The sequence below is a fragment of the Bacillus sp. JK74 genome (assembly GCF_053663395.1).
Window position 1 is genome coordinate 800,632 of record NZ_JBSJQB010000001.1, and the last position, 19,419, is coordinate 820,050.

At 43.6% G+C, this 19,419-nt stretch carries 16 protein-coding genes and 1 pseudogene; 2 read left to right on the top strand and 15 right to left on the bottom strand.

Translation table 11 applies throughout. The features are described from left to right. Window positions 1-7: 7 nt before the first annotated feature. Together bglS and licT are read right to left on the bottom strand one after the other, a co-directional pair. Window positions 8-739, bottom strand: coding sequence for a beta-glucanase (bglS, locus tag ACWJJ5_RS04035; RefSeq protein ID WP_182069139.1), 732 nt, complete (start codon window positions 737-739; stop codon window positions 8-10). 249 nt (window positions 740-988) lie between these two features. After that, the gene (gene licT / locus ACWJJ5_RS04040; protein ID WP_070082586.1) at window positions 989-1,822 is read right to left on the bottom strand and encodes a BglG family transcription antiterminator LicT; all 834 of its coding nucleotides are present in this window, start codon (window positions 1,820-1,822) and stop codon (window positions 989-991) included. A gap of 171 nt (window positions 1,823-1,993) precedes the next feature. Between licT and ACWJJ5_RS04045 the strand changes: the two genes are divergently transcribed. Then, a complete protein-coding gene (locus ACWJJ5_RS04045) occupies window positions 1,994-3,244 on the top strand; it encodes an MFS transporter (protein WP_106080301.1) in 1,251 nt (416 codons plus the stop codon). A 31-nt stretch (window positions 3,245-3,275) separates the two neighbouring features. On the opposite strand, the gene ACWJJ5_RS04050 is transcribed toward ACWJJ5_RS04045, so the two are convergent. The 9 genes and pseudogenes from ACWJJ5_RS04050 to ACWJJ5_RS04090 all read right to left on the bottom strand — a co-directional run bounded on the left by ACWJJ5_RS04050 (window position 3,276) and on the right by ACWJJ5_RS04090 (window position 8,069). Further along, entirely contained in the window at window positions 3,276-4,715 is a 1,440-nt protein-coding gene (locus tag ACWJJ5_RS04050; protein ID WP_007407785.1) for a DEAD/DEAH box helicase, read from the bottom strand. A gap of 54 nt (window positions 4,716-4,769) precedes the next feature. After that, window positions 4,770-5,144, bottom strand: a complete 375-nt coding sequence (locus ACWJJ5_RS04055; RefSeq protein WP_025853663.1) for a hypothetical protein — start codon at window positions 5,142-5,144, stop codon at window positions 4,770-4,772. 57 nt (window positions 5,145-5,201) lie between these two features. After that, entirely contained in the window at window positions 5,202-5,462 is a 261-nt protein-coding gene (locus tag ACWJJ5_RS04060) for a DNA-binding protein (RefSeq protein WP_454022212.1), read from the bottom strand. 16 nt (window positions 5,463-5,478) lie between these two features. Then, entirely contained in the window at window positions 5,479-5,844 is a 366-nt protein-coding gene (locus tag ACWJJ5_RS04065) for a YxiJ family protein (protein WP_454022213.1), read from the bottom strand. Beyond that, entirely contained in the window at window positions 5,838-5,999 is a 162-nt protein-coding gene (locus tag ACWJJ5_RS04070) for a hypothetical protein (RefSeq protein ID WP_454022214.1), read from the bottom strand. The genes ACWJJ5_RS04065 and ACWJJ5_RS04070 overlap by 7 nt, the downstream gene beginning before the upstream one ends. A 102-nt stretch (window positions 6,000-6,101) precedes the next feature. Continuing rightward, window positions 6,102-6,929, bottom strand: coding sequence for a hypothetical protein (locus ACWJJ5_RS04075; RefSeq protein WP_454022215.1), 828 nt, complete (start codon window positions 6,927-6,929; stop codon window positions 6,102-6,104). A 42-nt stretch (window positions 6,930-6,971) separates the two neighbouring features. Continuing rightward, complete coding sequence (locus tag ACWJJ5_RS04080) at window positions 6,972-7,451, bottom strand: hypothetical protein (protein WP_454022216.1); 480 nt, start codon at window positions 7,449-7,451, stop codon at window positions 6,972-6,974. A 67-nt stretch (window positions 7,452-7,518) separates the two neighbouring features. Continuing rightward, window positions 7,519-7,713: pseudogene (locus tag ACWJJ5_RS04085) on the bottom strand (YxiG family protein); the annotation flags it as partial. Window positions 7,714-7,733: 20 nt separating this feature from the next. After that, window positions 7,734-8,069 (bottom strand): PWWP domain-containing protein, encoded by a 336-nt coding sequence (locus tag ACWJJ5_RS04090; protein ID WP_164672389.1) that lies wholly within the window; start codon window positions 8,067-8,069, stop codon window positions 7,734-7,736. Between the two features lie 367 nt (window positions 8,070-8,436). On the opposite strand from ACWJJ5_RS04090, the gene ACWJJ5_RS04095 reads away from it, so the two are divergent. Further along, the gene (locus ACWJJ5_RS04095) at window positions 8,437-9,873 is read left to right on the top strand and encodes a hypothetical protein (protein ID WP_070082592.1); all 1,437 of its coding nucleotides are present in this window, start codon (window positions 8,437-8,439) and stop codon (window positions 9,871-9,873) included. 498 nt (window positions 9,874-10,371) lie between these two features. Here the strand turns inward: ACWJJ5_RS04095 and ACWJJ5_RS04100 are convergent, their stop codons facing one another. From ACWJJ5_RS04100 to ACWJJ5_RS04115, 4 genes are all read right to left on the bottom strand, one after another. After that, on the bottom strand, window positions 10,372-10,539 hold the full coding sequence (locus tag ACWJJ5_RS04100) for a hypothetical protein (protein ID WP_164672403.1): 168 nt from the start codon (window positions 10,537-10,539) through the stop codon (window positions 10,372-10,374). 144 nt (window positions 10,540-10,683) lie between these two features. Beyond that, complete coding sequence (locus ACWJJ5_RS04105; RefSeq protein ID WP_061581608.1) at window positions 10,684-11,148, bottom strand: DUF2716 domain-containing protein; 465 nt, start codon at window positions 11,146-11,148, stop codon at window positions 10,684-10,686. Window positions 11,149-11,156: 8 nt separating this feature from the next. Continuing rightward, the gene (locus ACWJJ5_RS04110; RefSeq protein ID WP_454022217.1) at window positions 11,157-18,167 is read right to left on the bottom strand and encodes a DNRLRE domain-containing protein; all 7,011 of its coding nucleotides are present in this window, start codon (window positions 18,165-18,167) and stop codon (window positions 11,157-11,159) included. Between the two features lie 161 nt (window positions 18,168-18,328). Continuing rightward, window positions 18,329-19,393, bottom strand: a complete 1,065-nt coding sequence (locus tag ACWJJ5_RS04115) for a polysaccharide lyase family 1 protein (RefSeq protein ID WP_454022218.1) — start codon at window positions 19,391-19,393, stop codon at window positions 18,329-18,331. Window positions 19,394-19,419 lie beyond the last annotated feature (26 nt).

Below are 19,419 nucleotides of genomic sequence, written 5' to 3' on the forward strand. Positions count from 1 at the left end.
CTGTACATTATTTTTTTGTATAGCGCACCCAGTCATAATGAGCGTATAGCGGATTTACACCATTGTAGGAACCGAGCCAGTCATCGACACCTATCCCATTCCACAAGTTCATCATGATCTTTCCCGGTGTTGTCGGGATTTGGGTTGTCGCAGTATGTTTTAATTGCCCATCGACATACCATTTAATAGAGTTCGGCTGCCAATCGAACGCATACGTATGATAGGCATTGGCCGCGTCAAATCCGAGATCCGCAACCTTCTCATGGTTTCCCGCGCCATTTGTATAATAATTAAATTGAACCTTTGTCGTATCTTTTCCTAAAAATTCGATATCAATCTCATCCCAAGGGGTACCATCCGTTGGACCTGTATAAGTGAAGAACGATGAAACGATCCCCGTGTTTTTAGCCGGTTTCATTCTGACTTCATAAAGTCCATAGCCATAGGTTTGAGCGGAGCGGTTCTCCCCGCAGTCAAACTTGTTATAAGACGGGCTTGTCAGCGCCAAACGCATTTCACCTGATGACGTCACGGATACATTATTTGCACGCCAAGTGCAGTTGAACATATCTCCATTGGAGTAACCATTTGCTTTTTGCCAGAAACCGGAGTTATAGCTGTTAAAAGGTTCAAAAAACGATCCGCCTGTTTGAGCTGATGCAGCAGAAGTGATCGCACACAAACTCAAAAACAATCCAGTGACAAGAATGAGCAGCACTCGTTTCATACGATAAAACATGTCGGCATTCCCCTTTCTTTGAAAGCGATATCTTTATCGATCATACATGATTCTGTTAAAAGGGAACATCGGTCAGAATAATGATAATAACGAATCTTAAAAAAACCTAAATTACCATCAGCACAGTAAGAAATGATCCGCACTCATTGTAATTTAGGTTTTGCCTGCTTATGAGTAACAATCCTAACAAGATCATATGTGAATGTAAGAAAAAATGAATACAAGAAAACAAAAATACCAACGCTTTCATTATGCTTGTTTGACTACCCTTTCTATGTGAATCGTTAAATACAGCAGCTCGTCACTGGTGAGCTTGTGCTCATACGCCCTCTCAATGCATGTTTGGATTTTCTTCGTGCATTCATACGCCCGATGGTATTTTTCTTTCACTGTCTCCAGCAAAAAGTCGTCCTGGCTTTCCATATGTGTGCCGTTAAAAAGACGCTGCGCGAAAAACTTTAAGTGGGTGACAAATCGATAATAGTGAAGCGATTCTTCGTTGAATTCAATCTTAAAATGGTATTTTACGATCCTCAAAATCTCTTGCATGACTTTTGTAATGTTGATGATATTGGGCATCTCTTCATTCAGCTCGGCATTTACAATATGCAGCGCAATAAAGCCTGCTTCATCCTCCGGCAGAGACACGCCAGTCTTGTTTTTCACCATGGCCAACGCTTGTTTGCCGATTGCAAATTCGTCTTTGTACAGCCGTTTCGTTTCCCACAGCAAGGCGTTTTTGATATCCAGCCCTTTCTTATTGCGCTGGATCGCAAAGTTAATATGATCGGTCAGCGACACATAGATGCTGTCGTTGAGCTTTTTGCCGAGCTGTAATTTCGCATAGCTGATAATCTCCTCAGATACTTCCATACACTCGATCGGAATATCATACAAAAGGGTTTTGAACTTTTCTGATACATCTTTGTTATCGAGGGTGAACACTTTCTCAATGCGGGCTTCATCTACCGGATCTCCCGTTTTCTTTTGAAAAGCAATGCCCCGGCCCATGATGACCAATTCCTGATTGCCTTCTTTGAGCACACTGACGACATTATTATTAATGACTTTCGCAATCTTCAATTCCGTCTCCCTCCCGCCTGACCATTTACCTGCTACACCTTGATTGTACATCCTTTTTGTACTAGGTCAATATCTCCAGGTCAATCAGAAAACGCCGTTCAGAAATCATTGTCCAACGATGAGGCAGCGGCGCATATAATGCAGAGAACCGGTTTTTGGGAAGGAGCGTGTGTGATGAAACGGTTTTCGAAAGAAGAAAGCAGCTGGATGCTGTATGATTGGGCCAATTCAGCTTATTCGGTCATTATTATGACGGCTGTGTTTCCCTTGTTTTTTAAAGCGGCGGCGGCGGAAAACGGCGTCAGCGCGGCTGATTCCACCGCTTATTTGGGCTATACGATTGCCGCCGCGACTTTTATTTTGGCGATGCTCAGCCCCGTCTTAGGAACGATTGCCGACTACAAAGGATGCAAGAAACGGTTTTTTGCCTTCTTTTTTCTGATCGGTGTGGCGGGCACCGCCGCGCTGGCTTTGATTCCCGGCGAACCTTGGATGCTGTTATTAATTTGTTATACGATTTCCACGATCGGCTTTGCCGGGTCTAATGTGTTTTATGATGCGTTTCTCGTTGATGTGGCCGCAAAGGAGCGGATGAATATGGTGTCCGCCAGGGGGTTTGGGCTGGGCTATATCGGCAGTACAATCCCTTTTCTCCTCAGCATTGCCGTGATTCTGTCAGCACAAGCGGAGATGATTCCGCTGTCCGCCCAGGCTGCCGGCCGCATTGCCTTTTTGATTACGGCGGCATGGTGGGGGCTGTTTTCGATTCCGCTCCTTCTCCGCGTCCGCCAGCGCTATTATATCGAGAGGGAGCCGCGGCTTGTGATCAGCAGTTTTATACGGCTGGCCGGCACGCTGAAGCAGATCAGGAAGCACCGGGCGCTGTTTTTGTTTCTGCTCGCCTATTTCTTCTACATCGACGGGGTCGGCACCATCATTACGATGTCCACGTCATACGGGGCTGACCTCGGCATCAGCGCGGCAAATCTGCTGATTGTTTTATTTGTCACACAGGTCGTCGCCGCGCCTTTTTCGATTTTGTACGGGCGGCTGGCCGAACGGTTTAAGGGAAAAACAATGCTTTATGCCGGCATCGGCGTGTATATGATTGTCTGCACGTATGCTTATTTTATGGATTCCGCTTTTGATTTCTGGGTTTTGGCTATGCTTGTCGCCACTTCCCAAGGCGGTATTCAGGCGCTGAGCCGCTCTTACTTTGCCAAGCTTGTCCCCAAACAGAACGCCAATGAGTTTTTCGGCTTTTATAATATTTTCGGCAAGTTCGCTTCAATTATCGGCCCGCTTTTGATTGCCGTGACCGCCCAGCTGACCGGAAATTCGTCAGCCGCCGTGTTCAGCCTGATTTTGTTATTTGTGATCGGCATTGCCATCCTTGCGTTTGTGCCTGAGGAAACGGCGTAAAAAAAGCCTGCACGCGGCAGGCTTTCTTTTTTTATTTCTTGGCTTTATGGACTTTCAGTTTTTTGCCTTTGACCGTCGTATTTTTCATGATGTCAAGAACGTGCGGGCCTTTGCCGTTCAGAATTTCGACGTACGATGCGTTGTCCAGAATCGTGATAATCCCGATATCATCGGCTGAAACGCCGTCGATTTTCGCGATCGTCCCTACAAAATCGACCGCTCTGAGTTTTTTCTTTTTCCCGCCGTTAAAATACAGTTTCATGATGTCTTTGTTTAACTGTTCGCTTTTGTCTGTTTTGACATCGGGGCGGGCGTTCAATTTTTCCGCAAATGCCGCTTTCCGTTCCGCTGTTTCTTTTTCCGACGGCGCTTCCCGCTTTTGGATGCGGAAACCGATATATGTCTCAATGTCATTCAGAAACCGCGATTCAGACGGCGTCACAAACGTAACGGCCCGTCCGCGGTGTCCGGCGCGGCCCGTTCTGCCTGTGCGGTGCACATAGCTTTCTTTTTCAAGCGGAATATCATAATTGATGACGAGGCTGATGTTTTCGATATCAATTCCTCTGGCGGCAACGTCGGTCGCAATGAGATAGCGGAACTCGCCGCGCTTGAATTCATTCATGACGTCAAAGCGGTCTTCCTGCACCATGCCGCCGTGAATTTTATCGCAAGGGTAGCCCAGCCTGTCCAGCTCATCGGTTAACTGGATGACCCTTTCTTTTGTCCGGCAGAATATGATGCAGCTGTCCGGGTTTTCGGTGATCAGAACATCACGCAGCAAAGATGTTTTGTCCTCTTCTTCTGTTCTGGTGACAAAATGCTCGATGTCTTTTGTCGTCAGGCCTTCCGCTTTTACTTCAATCAATTCAGGGTCTTTCATATATGTGCGGCTCAGCTTCTCGACGTCATCCGGCAGCGTCGCTGAAAACAGCATGGTGACTCTGTTTTTCGGCAGATGCTGAATGATGGCTTCCACCTGTTCAATAAATCCCATATTCAGCATTTCATCCGCTTCGTCAATCACCACATACGCCAGCCGCTCAAGCGGCAGCGTCCCTTTTTCTATATGATCAAGCACACGCCCCGGTGTTCCGGCAACGACGTGGCTTTTTTGCTTCAGTTCGGTTTTCTGTTTGTCAAAAGAAGCTTTTCCGAAAACCGCCGTGGCTTTTATCCGTTTGAAACGGCCGATATTCGTGATATCTTCTTTAATCTGCGCCGCAAGCTCGCGGGTCGGCGTTAAAATCAGGGCCTGCGGTTTGTTTTCCTCCCACTCCGCAAGTTCGCAGATCGGAATGCCGAAAGCCGCGGTTTTGCCGCTGCCCGTCTGCGATTTGACGACGAGGTCTTTTTTTTGCAGCGCGGCGGGGATGACGCGCCGCTGCACTTCAGTCGGCTCGGTGTATTGCAAGCCATTCAGCGCCCGTCGGATCTCGGGGCTGATCGCATATTCATTAAACTCATTCATGACTAAACTCCTTCTCTGTCCGGCTCCCCTCATTATACGCGAAATGCCGCCGCTTTACCCTGACGTTTTGCCGGGCCGTTCGGGGGACTGCTTTTTCTTCATGTCGAGCACGACCCATTTGGCGCAATAAAAGCTCATGCTTCCTTCCCCGTCATTGACATAGTAGCGGATCGATTCCCAGCCGCCGTCGACCGGGCTGATATCCAGATGGATGTCGGTGATGCTTTCAAGATCATCCAGCCGGGCAGACCTCACATCCTCAAACCGCAGCACGGCATCATACTGTCCGTCAGTCAGCTTCAGCTCAAACACCGGGATTTTATCATAATACTCGTTATACCCGGTATAGAACGTAAACTCCGTCAATTCAAAACAACCCGGCGAATCCGGCCCCGGCAGAACTGCTTTCTCATGTTTGTGCCATTCCATTTTGCGCCTCCTTTTTTTCACCTGAATTGACATGTCTGACTCAAATGAATTTTTTTCTTACAAACCCCCATGAACTTCTTTATATTCCTGCATCCAATCTCTTAATTCTTCTAACGTATGCAGATACGCATCAGGCGAATCTTTCAGATCAAACCCGCTCAAATATACGAGCATCTCCCAAACGGTTTCGTCCTCAACCGCCGGATCACCTGCACTCACATACTCAGACGCCCAATCCGACACTTCTTCCCTCGCCGCTTGACCGTTCAGGATCAGACCAGCCTTCTTCAGACATTCTGCTCTTGTGGGTTCTTTCACGTCAGAAGCCTGCCTTTCATTTCTTGTTTAAAATGCTGACTAACCATTTTCTTGCCCGTTCATGCCGCCCGATTTCCCGGCTGAGCTCCGGATAATCCATTAAAGCGTTTTTCAGCTGCGCATATTGCGGATACAGCTCAAAAAAGGATTTATATAAGGCTTTACGCTGCCGTGCAGGCATTTGTTTATTCGCCAACACAAAATCTAAGCTGCCGCAGACAAGTGCGAAGTATTCATAAAAATCCCCAGCGCAGGCAGCACCCTCAAAGTCTTCTTCGAATCTCCCTGCATCTGAAGGCAGCGGCCCCTCTAATTCTTTTTTGTATAATTTCAGGTTTCGGATGACGTCATCATTTAAAGAATATCTGTTGGATTTTAACATCTCAGAATCACTCGAATATCACCTGATTCATCGATGATCGTAATCGAAAGCCCGCCATTCTGATGCCGTCCGAGATACAGACGCCCGCAGTTATCAAAATGACAAAACCATCCTTTTACTGATTCTTCGACTATCTTATTCATTTTTATTTTCATATAATTACCCCTTGAGTCTTGGATGGTATTTTATTTATATCGATCGTTCACTCTGTAAAATGATATGCAGATGGCTGAAAAAAGCCATCTGCATAGGATTGATCAATACTTTACCATATATAAATCGTTATCACTAAAGATAAAAATACGGTCCTGTACGGCTCTGTACGTTGTTTCTCCTTTTCTATCAATACCGTGTATCATGACGTCAGTCTCTGATAAGCCTTTGTGCTCTTCATGAAATGAAAATAGGGTATCCTCGTGACTCTGAATCAGAAGCACCCTTTTTTTCGAAACGGATAGCTGATCACAATAGGAGTATTGATCGCCGTCCAGCACATATTCTGCAACAGTACGAATTCTGTCCTGTTCAATCTGATAATGCCCGATGACACAGCGGTCCTCTCCCTCGAAACATACATACAAATCAGATTTGATCGATTGTACGGCATAGCATTCATGCATCATTTCTTTAAAATCGTCTTCAAAATAAAACGTTCTGTCTTCTGTATGAAAAGCAAATATCGCTTTTCCTTGAGGATTTCTCTCATCATACATACCCTCGTCCGTTAATCCGATCCATAATAAACCATCCTCACCCAGATGAAATACATTGGCGCTTAATAGAAAAGAACAAATCGGATTGATTTTATTACTGTTTATGCAGTATGCGGCTAATTGACACGTATGATTTTCCAGGTAAACGATCACGATTGTGTTATCATACGAATCAATGAGATAGAAATGGGCATCTTCAGAAAATCCGTGTAACTCTTTTTTGATTAAAAGAGAGCTGCCTTTCATAACCTCCAATATTACTTTGTGATCGTGCACCGACACAATAAATACCTGATCATCCCGACCCGCATTGAAATAGATGATGTGCTCTCTTTTATATGACCCAACCCGCTCCGCGGTAAGTTTCAACATCAGCAACACTCCATAGATTAAGAATCTGGAATTTATATCAAATTAATCAATGATATATAAATCTGCTGCATCAAATTCAAACCAAATGATTTTTTCATTATTTTCAGTAGTTACATCAACCTTTTGAGTGTTCAGGTTCATATAGGACTTATTTTTGGCAGGATTTGCCATTATAACAACAAAGTCATTGATCGATGCTAAAAAATATAATTCATCTAATAAGTGATCTGCCATCAATTCTTCTTTGGTTAGGGCACATTCAATATGAATGAACTTTTTCGATACAGTATTCATATTTATCATTTTCTTTTCAACCTTCTTCTTCCATTCTTCAATAAAAGAAGGTGATGCCATTACTTCTATCAGAACTGTTTCGAATTCTAAGTCATTCATTAATTGAGAAAAAGTATCTTTACTCACTAGATCACATGAATAAATCGAATTGTATTTAAGCGGATTAATCACATCCAGATTCCCTATAGCCCTCAATGATTCTTTTTGTAAATTTAAAGGAGTGTTCATGTTTGCCTCCGCGAACGATTTCGTTATGTAAGAAAAGAGAGGCTGGGAACCTCTCTTATTTGTTTATTTATGATTTTGAATGATACGCATAAAATGATTGGTCGTCAAAGCGAACTGTTTCAGCTTCTACAGCAATCAGCATTCTGTTCATGTCAATGAGAAAATTAGCATTTGATTGATACTCCGGAATTACAAGTTCCAGACAGACGTCTCCAATTTTGGCCATGCTGTCTCCTCGTTTTGGGTGAAAAGAGGCTGGGAACCTCTCTTCACATTAATAGACTAGGATTCATTTAACATTTCAATCATTTCTACCGCTTCTAAGTACAATTCATCAATTCTGTTTTGAATTTCTTTTGAGATTTCTTCATCACTTTCTAGATCTGATAAATATCCCGCTTTCCCCGAAAACAACCTTCTTTCACAAATCCATATATCTAGGTGGTCTACACAATAGCCGACTTCATTATCGTGAAAGCCTGCGCCGTCCACATAAGCTGCAGAAAAAAACACCAATGAATGATAGGTATTCTCAAAACAATCTGAGGGCTGTACCTCTTTTCCGATCTCCTTTTCGTCTCCGATTCTTCCAAAAGCAGCTTCAATTTTCAATCCCATTTTTCTAAACTTTTCTTGATTCTTATTTTGTTTAATGCGATTCGTTCAAATTGTTTTTCTATTTGTAGTATCTCTTTCTGTGTAATAGAATTCAGGTTGATTTTTTTCATGCTACGCCTCGTTCAGAATTCAAAACACTTACTACTGTCAGTTTCTGTACAGTAAGTATCCTCTAACATAATTGCAAGAATGTAAGGAATCAGTCTTTTAACATTCATAAATTTTTACGAAATGTAAGGGTTCTTTTGCTTGCTCTCTCCTCGTAAGAGTTTACAAAATTTATGTATGGCATAAATTTTACAAAGTCTCTTTTTAGAATTAGATATTATTGTACAATCTATTTATAAAAGATTAAAGGGGAATAACTATGTCCTTAAATGTAGTCAAAGAATTAAGAAGAATAGAAGATTCTATTGATGAATTCACAATTAACCTTAGCAATTCAGATTTTGTTGAATTAATAATAGGGTTCCGAATGTACAGATTAAAAGGTTATGACAAGCTGTATCTTAAACTGGGGAACGAACAAGGAAGTTGTAAAAACTCTACCGAAAAGATACCCTACCTAGAAAAATTCAAAATGATTTATCGATCTGAAATAAAAATCTGCAGGCGAATATTGAAAAACTTAGATAATGGATTAGTAAATATAATTTACCCCAAAGTGTATGAAGAGCTTTTAAAAGGAGTGATAGTAGATAGGGGTCTATATAATAACGAAGAGTCCGTATACGAAAATATAAAAAATTACTTGAAGATGATGATAACAAAAGAGTTAGAGGAGACAACTCAGTTATTATATAATGTGAAAAATTATCCAATTCAGTACACAAACATGTTTAGTACTTTTATTTGCCCAGAACAGGTTTATAGATATCCTAAAGAAACAATTATATACAAAGATGCATTCATTGCGACATATCAGTCACATTACGCTGTTTTTTCTAATGAAAGAACGACTGAATCTACAAAAAATACATTGTTAAATATTATTGCGTATCTAAGTGGACGTCCCTACTTTTACTTCACAGAAAACCCTGCTTTTAATAACAAGTTACTTAATTTATATGAACAATTTGATTTACTAGACATGCTTAGGTTAAGAAGGAAGAGCTTCCTTGAAGGTACAGAAGAAGAACCTTTACACCTTGAACTACCTATTTTAAAACAGGTAAAAGGCTACTCTACTGTCCGTTTCGAGGATTCTCTACATGAGTCATTATTTGAGTTATATCATGCATCTTTAAAGCAGTTTGAACCACTACCAAGATGTGTTTTTTTATTTAGAGTTTTTGAATATGGTGTGCAAAATCATTATAAACCTTTAATGAATCCATCAAACTATAAAGTAGAGGATGCAATTCATTATTATATAAATGAAGTTATGAAGCATAATTATAACCCTCTCTATTATATTGATTATGGTACATACATAGATGAAGAAAGCAAAAAAGTAATAAGAAAAAGAAAAGCTAAATATGTAAACCTTATAACAGAACTAAAGAAAGAATCAAAGAAAATAAAGAAAGAGTGGAACGAACATCCTTATCTAAAAAATAAAAGTCTAGGTGAGATAATCTACACTCACGGTCGAAATGCGGCTGCACATGGGGGAAGTGGTCGAGGAAATGCCAGGTATGATTATTCAACTAACTATAAGCTTTTAAACAACGTTAACATTTACTTAGAATTAATAGCAAGATACTTAATAGAACTCTTTAATCCTCAACTTAAAAATATAGTTGAAAGAAAAACTTGGCGTTATATAAAAGAAAACAGGAGTCGTGCTTTTTCTAACGATTGAACATACTTAGTAAGAAAAGGCACATTTTTTGTGCCTTTTCTTATATATCAAAAAAATCTTCTGCTTTTGAGTTAGGATCAATAGTTTTTAAGACATTCATTATTCTTTTTATAGTTTGTCGCGATTCCCTCAAGTTTTCCCTCTGGTATGTAATTGGAATCAATGAACACCTTAGTAATTGTATTTTTATTTAATCCAGTCTGACTGGATAATTTACTTTGACTATAACCTTTTTTATCTAAGAATCTTCCTCACTTACTTCTGCTTGGGATTTATTCTCGCCATGAGATTACCTTCTTTCTATGCAGGATAGACTTTTCTTTATTATACCTTAAATTGACATAACTTAAAAATATTTACATAAAATAGATTCTGCAGATGAATGTCCAAATATACCTAATGGGTTAGGGAATGTGCTTGCCCGTTTTCTCATCTGCCTCTGCTAATTCATCTTCTGATGCAAATGTATCGCCTTCACTCATGAGATATTTACCGTCTTCATATAAAACAAATTTTAATTGAGAATGACTGTTTTTCTCTATTATCTCTTGAGGCATCTTGGATATTACTTTCCAATCTCCTTGCAGAAAACCTGTGTGCTTTTTTCATACCGCTCATACCCTGAATATGATTGTGTTCCACTTCTTTTGCTTGAGCATAAGCCATCTTAACTACTTCTTTGACTTTCATAAACTGTATTTTTTGTCTTGATTAAGAAGCCCAATGGTGGTGATAAACCAAGTGGGCTTTTTGTGTTTGTCTAGGTCTACTTATTAAAAATCTTATTTTCTTTACTTTCGGATTAGAATATTATTTGTTTTCTCTAAAAATTGTCGGTTTATCACGTTCTATTTGATTTAGTAGTTTATCACCAAAAATGGTCATTGTTTGATGGCAAGGATCACCTAACACTCCCCACTTGAAATTCTTATGAAAAAAGAAATAGTAATCCCCATTTGGAAAAATCGGTACAGGCCACTCTCCGAATTCATCTAGCTGAAACTGTTCGTGGGGATGAAAAATATAAGATTCATGCTGCCAATCAAGTGCATACATTGTCTCCTGCTGAGTGGTGCATGCCTTGAAAGCTTTTAACATCTTTAACTCTAAATCATCTATCGCTTCTTCACTAATATTTACAGTAATATCGAAAACACTATAAGGTTTAGGAGGCTTTATTTTATAGATTCTACTACCTGGTTTCCATTTAATGATTCTATTAACTTTATTCCATATATAATCATTTGTTTCCTCATCTAATACATACCAACTCATAATTAGTGTCACCTTATTCTTCTAAAGGTTTTGTAATGATTTTTTGTATAATACATTCTTCCATTACTCCCATATACGATCCTTTCAGCTCCTCTATTAACCCCCTTTCTATATGGGTGAACATCATATTCTCTGTAACTATGTTTCTTAGGTAGTCTCCAATGACTCTTCTTTTTTGGTTTATTCCGATAAGACCTTCCACCTTTATACCCCTTTGGCGCGTTTCCTTTTTTATATACATGATGTGCTACCTTTCGAACATGAGCTGAGGCTTTATGCACTTTGTTAAGACGGTAAACACGATATGCAATTTTAACACCTTTATATGCAGCCCCTCCAATTAAACCAATAGCTGCAGCTTTAGCAACACCTCGCCAGCCCTTACCAGATTTATATGCTTTGTAAGCATCATAAGCCGCAAAGCCGGCGTTAATGGCTAGCCATACCCAATGCCCATCCGGATCGACGTTCATGACTGGGTTGTTGTTTCCGTATGCATACCCATTCTGATCCAGTGAATCGCCGTCACTTCCCGGGTCTGGATCGAGTGATAAGAATACGCCGTTTCTTGGTTCGTAGTAGCGGGCCATGAGATAGTACAAGCCGGTTTCTTCGTCGTATTGGTAGCCTGCGTAGCGGTAGCGGTTGTCTTTTACTTCGTCTCTTGCTTCGGTTTTTGTCGGATTTCCCCACGCATCGTACTGATATTTGGCAACGGTTTTTCCGGTGCTGTCTGAGATCGCGATGACGTCACCGTGTGCGTTGTAGTGATAGAAATATTTCTTGCCGTTCTCTGTATAGGATAACAGCTGGCCGCTGTCACCGTACGTGTATGATTTTGTGACGTTGTTGTCGGCGTCTGTTTCATACAGGACGTTCAAGCTGTCTCCGTCGTAGAAGTAGTTCGTGACGTTTCCGTTGACGGTTTTTTGGATTCTGTTTCCTTTTTCATCGTATTTGTATGTTGCGAACGGCTTGTCTTCGCCTTTTTTCGTGACGGCGGTCAGGTTGTCTTCCGCGTCCCACGTATATGTGTATTTGCCGTCAGATGTGCGGTTGCCGTTTTTATCATAGGATAGGTCTTCGTCATTCACCTTCGTCAGCTGGTTCATGATATTGAATGATGCGTTGACTGATTTGCTTGCGCCGTCCTTTGTGGTGGTGACGTTTGTCCGGTTGCCGAAGCCGTCGTACGTATATTGAATGACGGTGCCGTCTTCATGAGTTTCTTTGACGAGCTGGTTGAGCTTGCCGTATTCGTACTGCACCTTTCCGCCGGCTGAGCTGTCGATGACCGTGCGGTTGCCGTTGGCGTCGTATTCATAGCTTTCCCGGAAGATGCTGCCGCCGTTTTTCGCTCCGATATGAAGAGAGCTGACAAGATTCCGCTCATCATATGAGAAGCTCGTGCCGACTTCATTTCCGCTGATGAATGTCTGGACATTGCCGTTTTCATCATAATCAAATGTATAGGCTGAAGTGCCGTCTTTCATTTCAATCATTTGATCAAGTTTGTTGTACGTAAAGCTGTTTGTTCCTTTTTGGCCGCCGTGGCTCCATGAGAAAGTTTTCAGCTTATCCGAATCAGCCGGATACGTCCAGCTTTGGCTGCCGCCGCGGTCGGTTAATTCGGTCAGGCGGTTTTTGTTGTCAAAGGTGCGTTTTTTCGTTGTATTTTGTTCTTTGTTTGTGACTGACGTTTCATTGCCGTTTTTGTCATAGGTAAAGTTGTATTTTTCAGTGCCGTTATACGCTTTTGACTTAACCCGGTCGGTGCCGTCATAGGTCAGCGACACTTCATTGCCGTTGGCGGAAACGGTTTTCGTCAGGTTGCTGTTGGCGTCATATTCACTCTTCAGTACATTGCCGAGCGGGTCGGTTGTTTTGACGAGCTTGCCCATGACGTCATATTCATATTGATAGGTCTGGTCTGCGCCGGCCCGAATCGTTTTTGTCAGCTCATTTCCTTCCTTGTCATAGCTATGAAGGATGGATGTGCCGTTTGACAGGATCAGCTTTGTCAGCTGGTCGGCCTGATCGTATTCGTAGGCGGTTGTTTCGCCTTTCGCATCGGTTTCAGACATTTTCTTGCCAGTCTCGTCATATGAAGCAGTGCTTGCATACCCTAGTTCGTCTTCTTCTTTTGTGACGTAGTTTCCTTTTTCGTCATAGGTGTTTTTCGTCAGGATGCTTCCTTCGATTAAACGGATGTCATCAAACCACGCCGTTCCCGTTGCGCTTTTTTGAAACAGAATGCTGATTTCGATTTTATTGATCGGCTTTGTTTTCGGAATGACTGCCGCCGCCCGGTTCCATTCCTGTGTCCCCTGCGGGAATTTGGCGGTGTAGACGCCTGTCGTGCCGTCCGCATAAGTGACGTCAGCCTGAAGCGCGTAATCATTGTCGTTCGTTAATTTTACGCCGTCAGCCTTGGACATCCCTGTCAGCGTGATATATACCGGCTTATCGTCCGCGCTTTGGCCTAATGTAACGGTTTGTTTTGCGGCCGCATTGGCTTGTGATGCATTTGTGCGGGACGCTTTTAATGAGCTGTCATCATCGAAGCCTTCATCAAGGTCAGCGGCGGTTCCGCTTGTGCTCCATCCGTCTGTTTTGGCCGTGAAACTGCTGTTTTGAACCTGGTTATAGCTTGAAGAGACTTCGCCTTTTTCCAGCTGAACCTGATCAAACCACGCTTTTCCTTTGCCGTCCTTGTCTTTATGATCCACTTCCATATAGACGATGGCTTTTCCTGCATTGGCCGGTGTTGTAAAGGTAATCTGCCGTTTCGTCCAGTCATTCTTTCCGGCTAATGCGCCTGATTCATTGTGAATCCATTGAATGCGTTTTTGGTCTTTGTCACGCAGATCAATGTTGAAATACGCTCTCGCCTTTGTCAGATCCGTTTTGATCTGGCCGCTGAGTGTATACGTCGTATTCGGCTCAAGCTGCACTTCCTGCGTTGCGGACGCATGGCCGTGCTCTGTTCCGGCTGAAGCGGATTGTGAGGTGATCTCCAGTGCTTTTTGTCCGGACAGCGCGCCGCTTCTTGCTTTTACAGACGCGATGCTTCCGCTGTCTCTCGTAGCGGTGAGATTCCAGCCCAGCTTTGTTGCTTCAAAGCTGCCGTCTTTCAGCAGGCTTGCCGAAGCTGCCAGCTCTTTGCTTGATTGAATGAGATTACCGTATTTGTCATACACGGCGGCGGATGAGGATTTTCCGCTTTGATCCGTTTCAGAAACGGCATCCAGTCCGTCGTACGCAATATCAGTGATGTTCCCCTCGGTATCCTTCATTTTCGTTAAGTCATTGTTTTTGTTGTACTGATACGTTTCGGTGCCGTAGTTGTCTTTTACGGCTGTGACGTTGCCGTCTTTATCATATTGATAGCTTTCTGTCGCTTTGCCCGCATCCGCGTCGTTCGGATCGGTGTCCTGAATGACGTTGTTGCCTTCGTATACAGTGTTGGTCGTGATTTTCAGCCCTTCGGCATCATCGATCATCTGAATCGGGTTGCCCGCCTCATTATAGCCGTACTGCACTTTGCGGCCGTTCGGCTGCGTCATGAGCAGCGTTTTTTTGTCCGCGTCATAGCTGTAGTCGTACGTTTCTTTTTTCGCATTGACGGCTTTGGTCAGACGGTGGCCGCTGTATTGGTATTCAGTGAACAGCGGTTTGTCATCCGTGCTGTTTGCGGAATACTGCTTGACGAGGCGCCCTTCGGCATCATAGTCGTAGCTTGTGACGCTGCCGTCAGTATCCGTCACCTTTTTGAGAAGGTCTTTGTCATATGAATACGAAATCTTTTTGTTTTTCGGCCCTGTAAGAGATGTGACATGGCCGTTTTCATCATAGGTAAATGTCAGCTTGCGCCCTGATGCGTCTGTTATGGCGGTCAGCTGATTGCTGTCGTTATATCCGTATACGGTTGTGTTGTTGTGTCCGTCAACGACTTTTTGAAGCTTGCCGCCTTTTTTGCTGAAATAAGCGTTCGTCTGATCCTTTGTTTTTAATACAAATTGGTCGCTTGTTTCCGTCAATTCGAGATAAACGCCCGTAGGCGGCTGATACGTGCCGTCAGATTTTTTCGTGAAGACATGTGTTGTCGCGTCCTCATCAATATAAACGGCTCTGCCGTCTTCAGAAAGAATCGACGTTTCCGCATCGGCATACCAGCCTTGGCCGAACATATGGTCAGAGCTGTCAAGGCTGTTGAAGGTCCGGGAGAGTCCGAGCCCCGGTCCGCGTCCGTCGATTGACATATCTTCTTCATTGACGATGACATTTCCCGTCGCTCCGTTCAGCTGTCCGTCCGGAATGTCGATAATAGACCAGAATTCTTCCGTTCCGAGGAATTCCGCACCTTCATGGAAAACAGGGTTAAAAGGTGCCGTCGGTATGCTGTCACCGTTTGCGTCATAGGCGGTCAGCGTAAAGGAATAGTTCTTCTTCCCTTTGTAATTGCCGTTTGCGTTTTCGTAAACAGGTGAAGGGTCAAGCGCCAGTTCGCCGCCCTTTCCGTCCGTGTGAAGCTGGAATTTTCCCGCTTTCACTTCATCGGCTGACGGCCAGATGTGTTTGTTTTGGGTCGTCCAATGATCGGTATCCCCGACATCGAATGATTGATAGTCTTTTCCGTTGTAGATGTTGATTTTGTAGCCTTTGGCGTTTTTGACTTTATCCCATATGAGATTGACATAACCCGTTTGGCTCGATTTCGTGTTCGTATAGACGTAGCCTGTCAGATTTTTCGGCTTTGCGATATCAGGCAGCGCCGGGCTTGATTCCGGTGAGGCGATCGCTTCTCCGTCTTTGTTATAGGCAATGACTTTAAATCCGTAGGTTTTCCGATTCGCATCTCCGCCGGCGTTTTTATAAACGGGGCCCGGGTTAATCGGCAATTCCGCGCCTTTTTTGTCTTTCAGGTGAAGCGCATATTTTCCGGCGCTGATTTCCGCCTTTGTCGGCCAGATGTTTTGATTTTTTGTGGACCAGGATGTTTTATTTCCGAGGTCAAGCGTTTCAAAGCTTTTGCCGTTAAAGACTTGCATTTTATACCCGGCTGCGCCTGATACGGCTTTCCAGGAAAGATCAAACCAGCCTGTGGCGTTGTTGTTATTAAAGCCTTTCGTGCTTGGTTTCTGAACTCTGCCAATATTCGGAATGACGGGCTTGGCGGCCGCAGACATGGCGCCTTCTCCCTGGTCAAACACCGCGCTGACCGCGACCCAGTAATTTTTACTTGCCGGATAGCTGCCGCCGGAGTTTTTATAGACCGGCGAAGGATTAAGCGCTAATTCACTTCCGCCTTTTCCGTCTGTATGCAGCTTATATTTGCCGGAGTCGATTTCCGCTTTTGTCGGCCAGATGTTTTTTCCTTTTGTGCTCCAAGAAGTTGCATTGCCGACAGAAATGGCCTGATATTCTTTCCCGTTATAAAGCCACACTTTATAGCTTTTGGCGCCTTCAGCTTTTTTCCAGCTGATATTGAAAAATCCTGTCGAATCTCCGTTATGATACGCTTTGACAGACGGCGTGTCCGCCTTCGGAATCGTGTATGTCACTTCAATGTATGGTTTTTTAACAGAGTTTGCTGATGACATCAGCTTCTTCCAATATTCTTTTCCGTTGCCGTTTGCGTGAAGCTTAAAGCCGTAATTGGCGCCGCCGCTGTTCCACGACTTGACTGCGGATGTGACATCGAAGCTTGCCCATTGGCCTTTATAGACCTCGGCTTTGCCGATGTTTTTGGAGCCCGGCTTGTTTTTCCACGTGATCTTGGCATTGTCGTAATTGCTGTTTACGGTGTCGAGCCAAAGCCCCGTCGCCTTTGATCCGTAATAGGAGTGGACTGTGTATGCTTTAAGCGTCGCTTTTGTCACCGTCATGTTTTTGATCGGCTTTAGATTATCAAACTTCATAAATGCGTAGTTCGTTCCGGTTGTGCCGTCATAATATCCAGTTTTCAGCACGTACGCTTTCAATCCGGCATCCCATTTCTGCGATGCGGCAGAGTAGTTTGTCGTCGGGTACGCGCTCATGACAAAGGTATCGGATGACACAGATACTGATGTTGAAGGGTCAATAGATACCGGATAAACCCGCTTGGGATCTTTCAGCCATTTTTCATCGGCCGTTACATGGAGCAAGTAGCCTTCGCTGTTTTTTTCAAGTTTGAAGCTGACATCTTCTGACCTGTTGACTTCACCTGACTTTTCGTCGAGATCTGAGTCGGTCATAAAAGGCTTCGGCACGGTGTAGACGACATTGTCTTTGTCATCAGAAAACGCGATCGAGCCGTCTTCCTGTTCTTTAGCCTGAAGGTCGGTTTTGATTTGAAAGGTGAAGGAATTGTAGCCTTCATATTTGTGAAGCACAAGGTCTTCTTTTATGTTTTCGTTAAATGTGTAGGTTTGTAAATCAATAGCAGGAAACACTTGCTGATACGTAAGCTCGTTGCTGTCTTCCTTCACTTTTGCTGAGGCATCTGTCGGAGTGATTGCAGCCTGATCGGGGCCTTTTGCGCCGGTTAATGAGTATGTGAGCTTATGATCACCGTGTTCAAATGTAGCGTATAATCCGTTTTTCATTTGCTTCAGAAAATCGGAGTTCAGCACTGTATTTTCCGTCCCGACATCCTTTGAGCCGGTTTTCAATTCAGGAGAAATGTCTTCCCAGTCCGCATTGGCGGTTTCTTTCGTATGAATGGGGTCTGTGTAGATTTCCTGTTTGTATACACCCTCGCCCTCATAATAAAGTTTTGAATTCTCAGTTCTTTCAGACGTGATCTCACCGTCTTGATTGATATCTTTTTGATCAAATGGCATCTGCTCGGATGCTTTTTCCGCCGGAAGATCTTTTTCCGGGTCTGCTGCCGGAATGGCGGCGGTTTTCGCTTGATCTTGTTTTTCACGCGTTTCTGCCGCAAATACATCGGCAGGCGCAATGGAAATCATAAGCGTTGCCGCAAGAGTGCCGGCCAGCCATTTTTTCCACTTGTTCTTTTTTCCTATTTTCATAGGTTCTCCTCCTTCTTTTGTAATATAGGCTTAACAATAGTAATATTATTGAAATTGTTTATCAATATTTTCCTAGGTATTTAAGGTTATTTTAAGGATTATAGGAATTTTGAACCTTTTATTCATATAAAAAAACCGCCGGCTGCCGGCGGTTTTTCGTATTATGGATAGCGGAGATTTGTATTTTGCGCTCCCGCGTAGGATTGGGCGAAGTTTTTGGCGTCCTGGGCTGAAAACGTGCCGTAGCTGTAATTTGATCTCGGATTCCAGCCGGTGCGCGGTGATTTCGGGGCTTTGAGCGACGGGAATGAACCGATGTCGGTGAATTGGGCCGTCCCGTAGTCGTCTATCATTCCGCCTTTTTCATTTCCGTTACCGAAATAGTTGGCTTCTGAGAAGACAGTCGCGTTTGTATGAATGGTGAATCCTAAATTAAAATTGGTCACATAGTTGTTTTTTGCGTGAAAATAGCCGTATCTCATCAGGCCCGGTGAACGCACATAGACGTTATTAAAATAGTTGTTGGTGATCGTCATATGCGGATAGCCGATATAATTGCGTCCTTCGTTATCATCATTCGGATAACCGAGAATCAGGCCGTACAGATGGTCTGTGAATTTAGAGTTAGACAGTGTCACAAAATCCGCTTTGGCGCCGACATACAGAAGCTTTCCCAAATCGCTGTGGCTGGTCGGATTGTAGCTGTGTCCTTCAAACCACACGTGGTCAATCCAGTAATTCTGTCCGTTCGCTATGTACATCGGAATGTCGTTGTTGCCTGTAATGGCGGCATTATGGCTGATAATGAGATTTTTGAAAATCACATTGTTTGAGCCGGAGCCGGTGGTCAGATAGATGTTGGTCAGCCTGTGGCTGGTATAAGAGCCGACGATGGTTTTATTGGCGCCGACTGTCACAACGGCTTTACCCGGGGAAGAAATATCACTTGTGATGACGATGGTTTTGCGGTCCGTTCCGCCCGCATTGTTTTTCAGATCATTGAGATTGCTGACGTAGACGACGGGGCCGCCCTGGCCTCCCGATACGGCGGATTTTGCTTTTCCGTTATGATCCTTCGCATTGCCAGCGAATCCGGTAAGTCCCTGCATCACATCCGGATAAGCCGCTGCCGCTTCTGCCTGCTTGGATGCGGAACATACAATGGCCAGACAAAGCGCAAAGCCGAGTGCAGCCAAGAAAGCGAGATGACGCGTCTTCTTTTTCATGCCCTTCACTCCTTTAATCTCTTAAA

Coding starts and splice junctions, on each gene's coding strand:
- bglS (WP_182069139.1), bottom strand. CDS start 739: ATGTTTTATCGTATGAAACGAGTGCTGCTCATTCTTGTCACTGGATTG.
- ACWJJ5_RS04050 (WP_007407785.1), bottom strand. CDS start 4,715: ATGAATGAGTTTAATGAATATGCGATCAGCCCCGAGATCCGACGGGCG.
- ACWJJ5_RS04055 (WP_025853663.1), bottom strand. CDS start 5,144: ATGGAATGGCACAAACATGAGAAAGCAGTTCTGCCGGGGCCGGATTCG.
- ACWJJ5_RS04065 (WP_454022213.1), bottom strand. CDS start 5,844: ATGTTAAAATCCAACAGATATTCTTTAAATGATGACGTCATCCGAAAC.
- ACWJJ5_RS04070 (WP_454022214.1), bottom strand. CDS start 5,999: ATGAAAATAAAAATGAATAAGATAGTCGAAGAATCAGTAAAAGGATGG.
- ACWJJ5_RS04075 (WP_454022215.1), bottom strand. CDS start 6,929: ATGTTGAAACTTACCGCGGAGCGGGTTGGGTCATATAAAAGAGAGCAC.
- ACWJJ5_RS04080 (WP_454022216.1), bottom strand. CDS start 7,451: ATGAACACTCCTTTAAATTTACAAAAAGAATCATTGAGGGCTATAGGG.
- ACWJJ5_RS04090 (WP_164672389.1), bottom strand. CDS start 8,069: ATGGGATTGAAAATTGAAGCTGCTTTTGGAAGAATCGGAGACGAAAAG.
- ACWJJ5_RS04095 (WP_070082592.1), top strand. CDS start 8,437: ATGTCCTTAAATGTAGTCAAAGAATTAAGAAGAATAGAAGATTCTATT.
- ACWJJ5_RS04100 (WP_164672403.1), bottom strand. CDS start 10,539: ATGGCTTATGCTCAAGCAAAAGAAGTGGAACACAATCATATTCAGGGT.
- ACWJJ5_RS04105 (WP_061581608.1), bottom strand. CDS start 11,148: ATGAGTTGGTATGTATTAGATGAGGAAACAAATGATTATATATGGAAT.
- ACWJJ5_RS04110 (WP_454022217.1), bottom strand. CDS start 18,167: ATGAAAATAGGAAAAAAGAACAAGTGGAAAAAATGGCTGGCCGGCACT.
- ACWJJ5_RS04115 (WP_454022218.1), bottom strand. CDS start 19,393: ATGAAAAAGAAGACGCGTCATCTCGCTTTCTTGGCTGCACTCGGCTTT.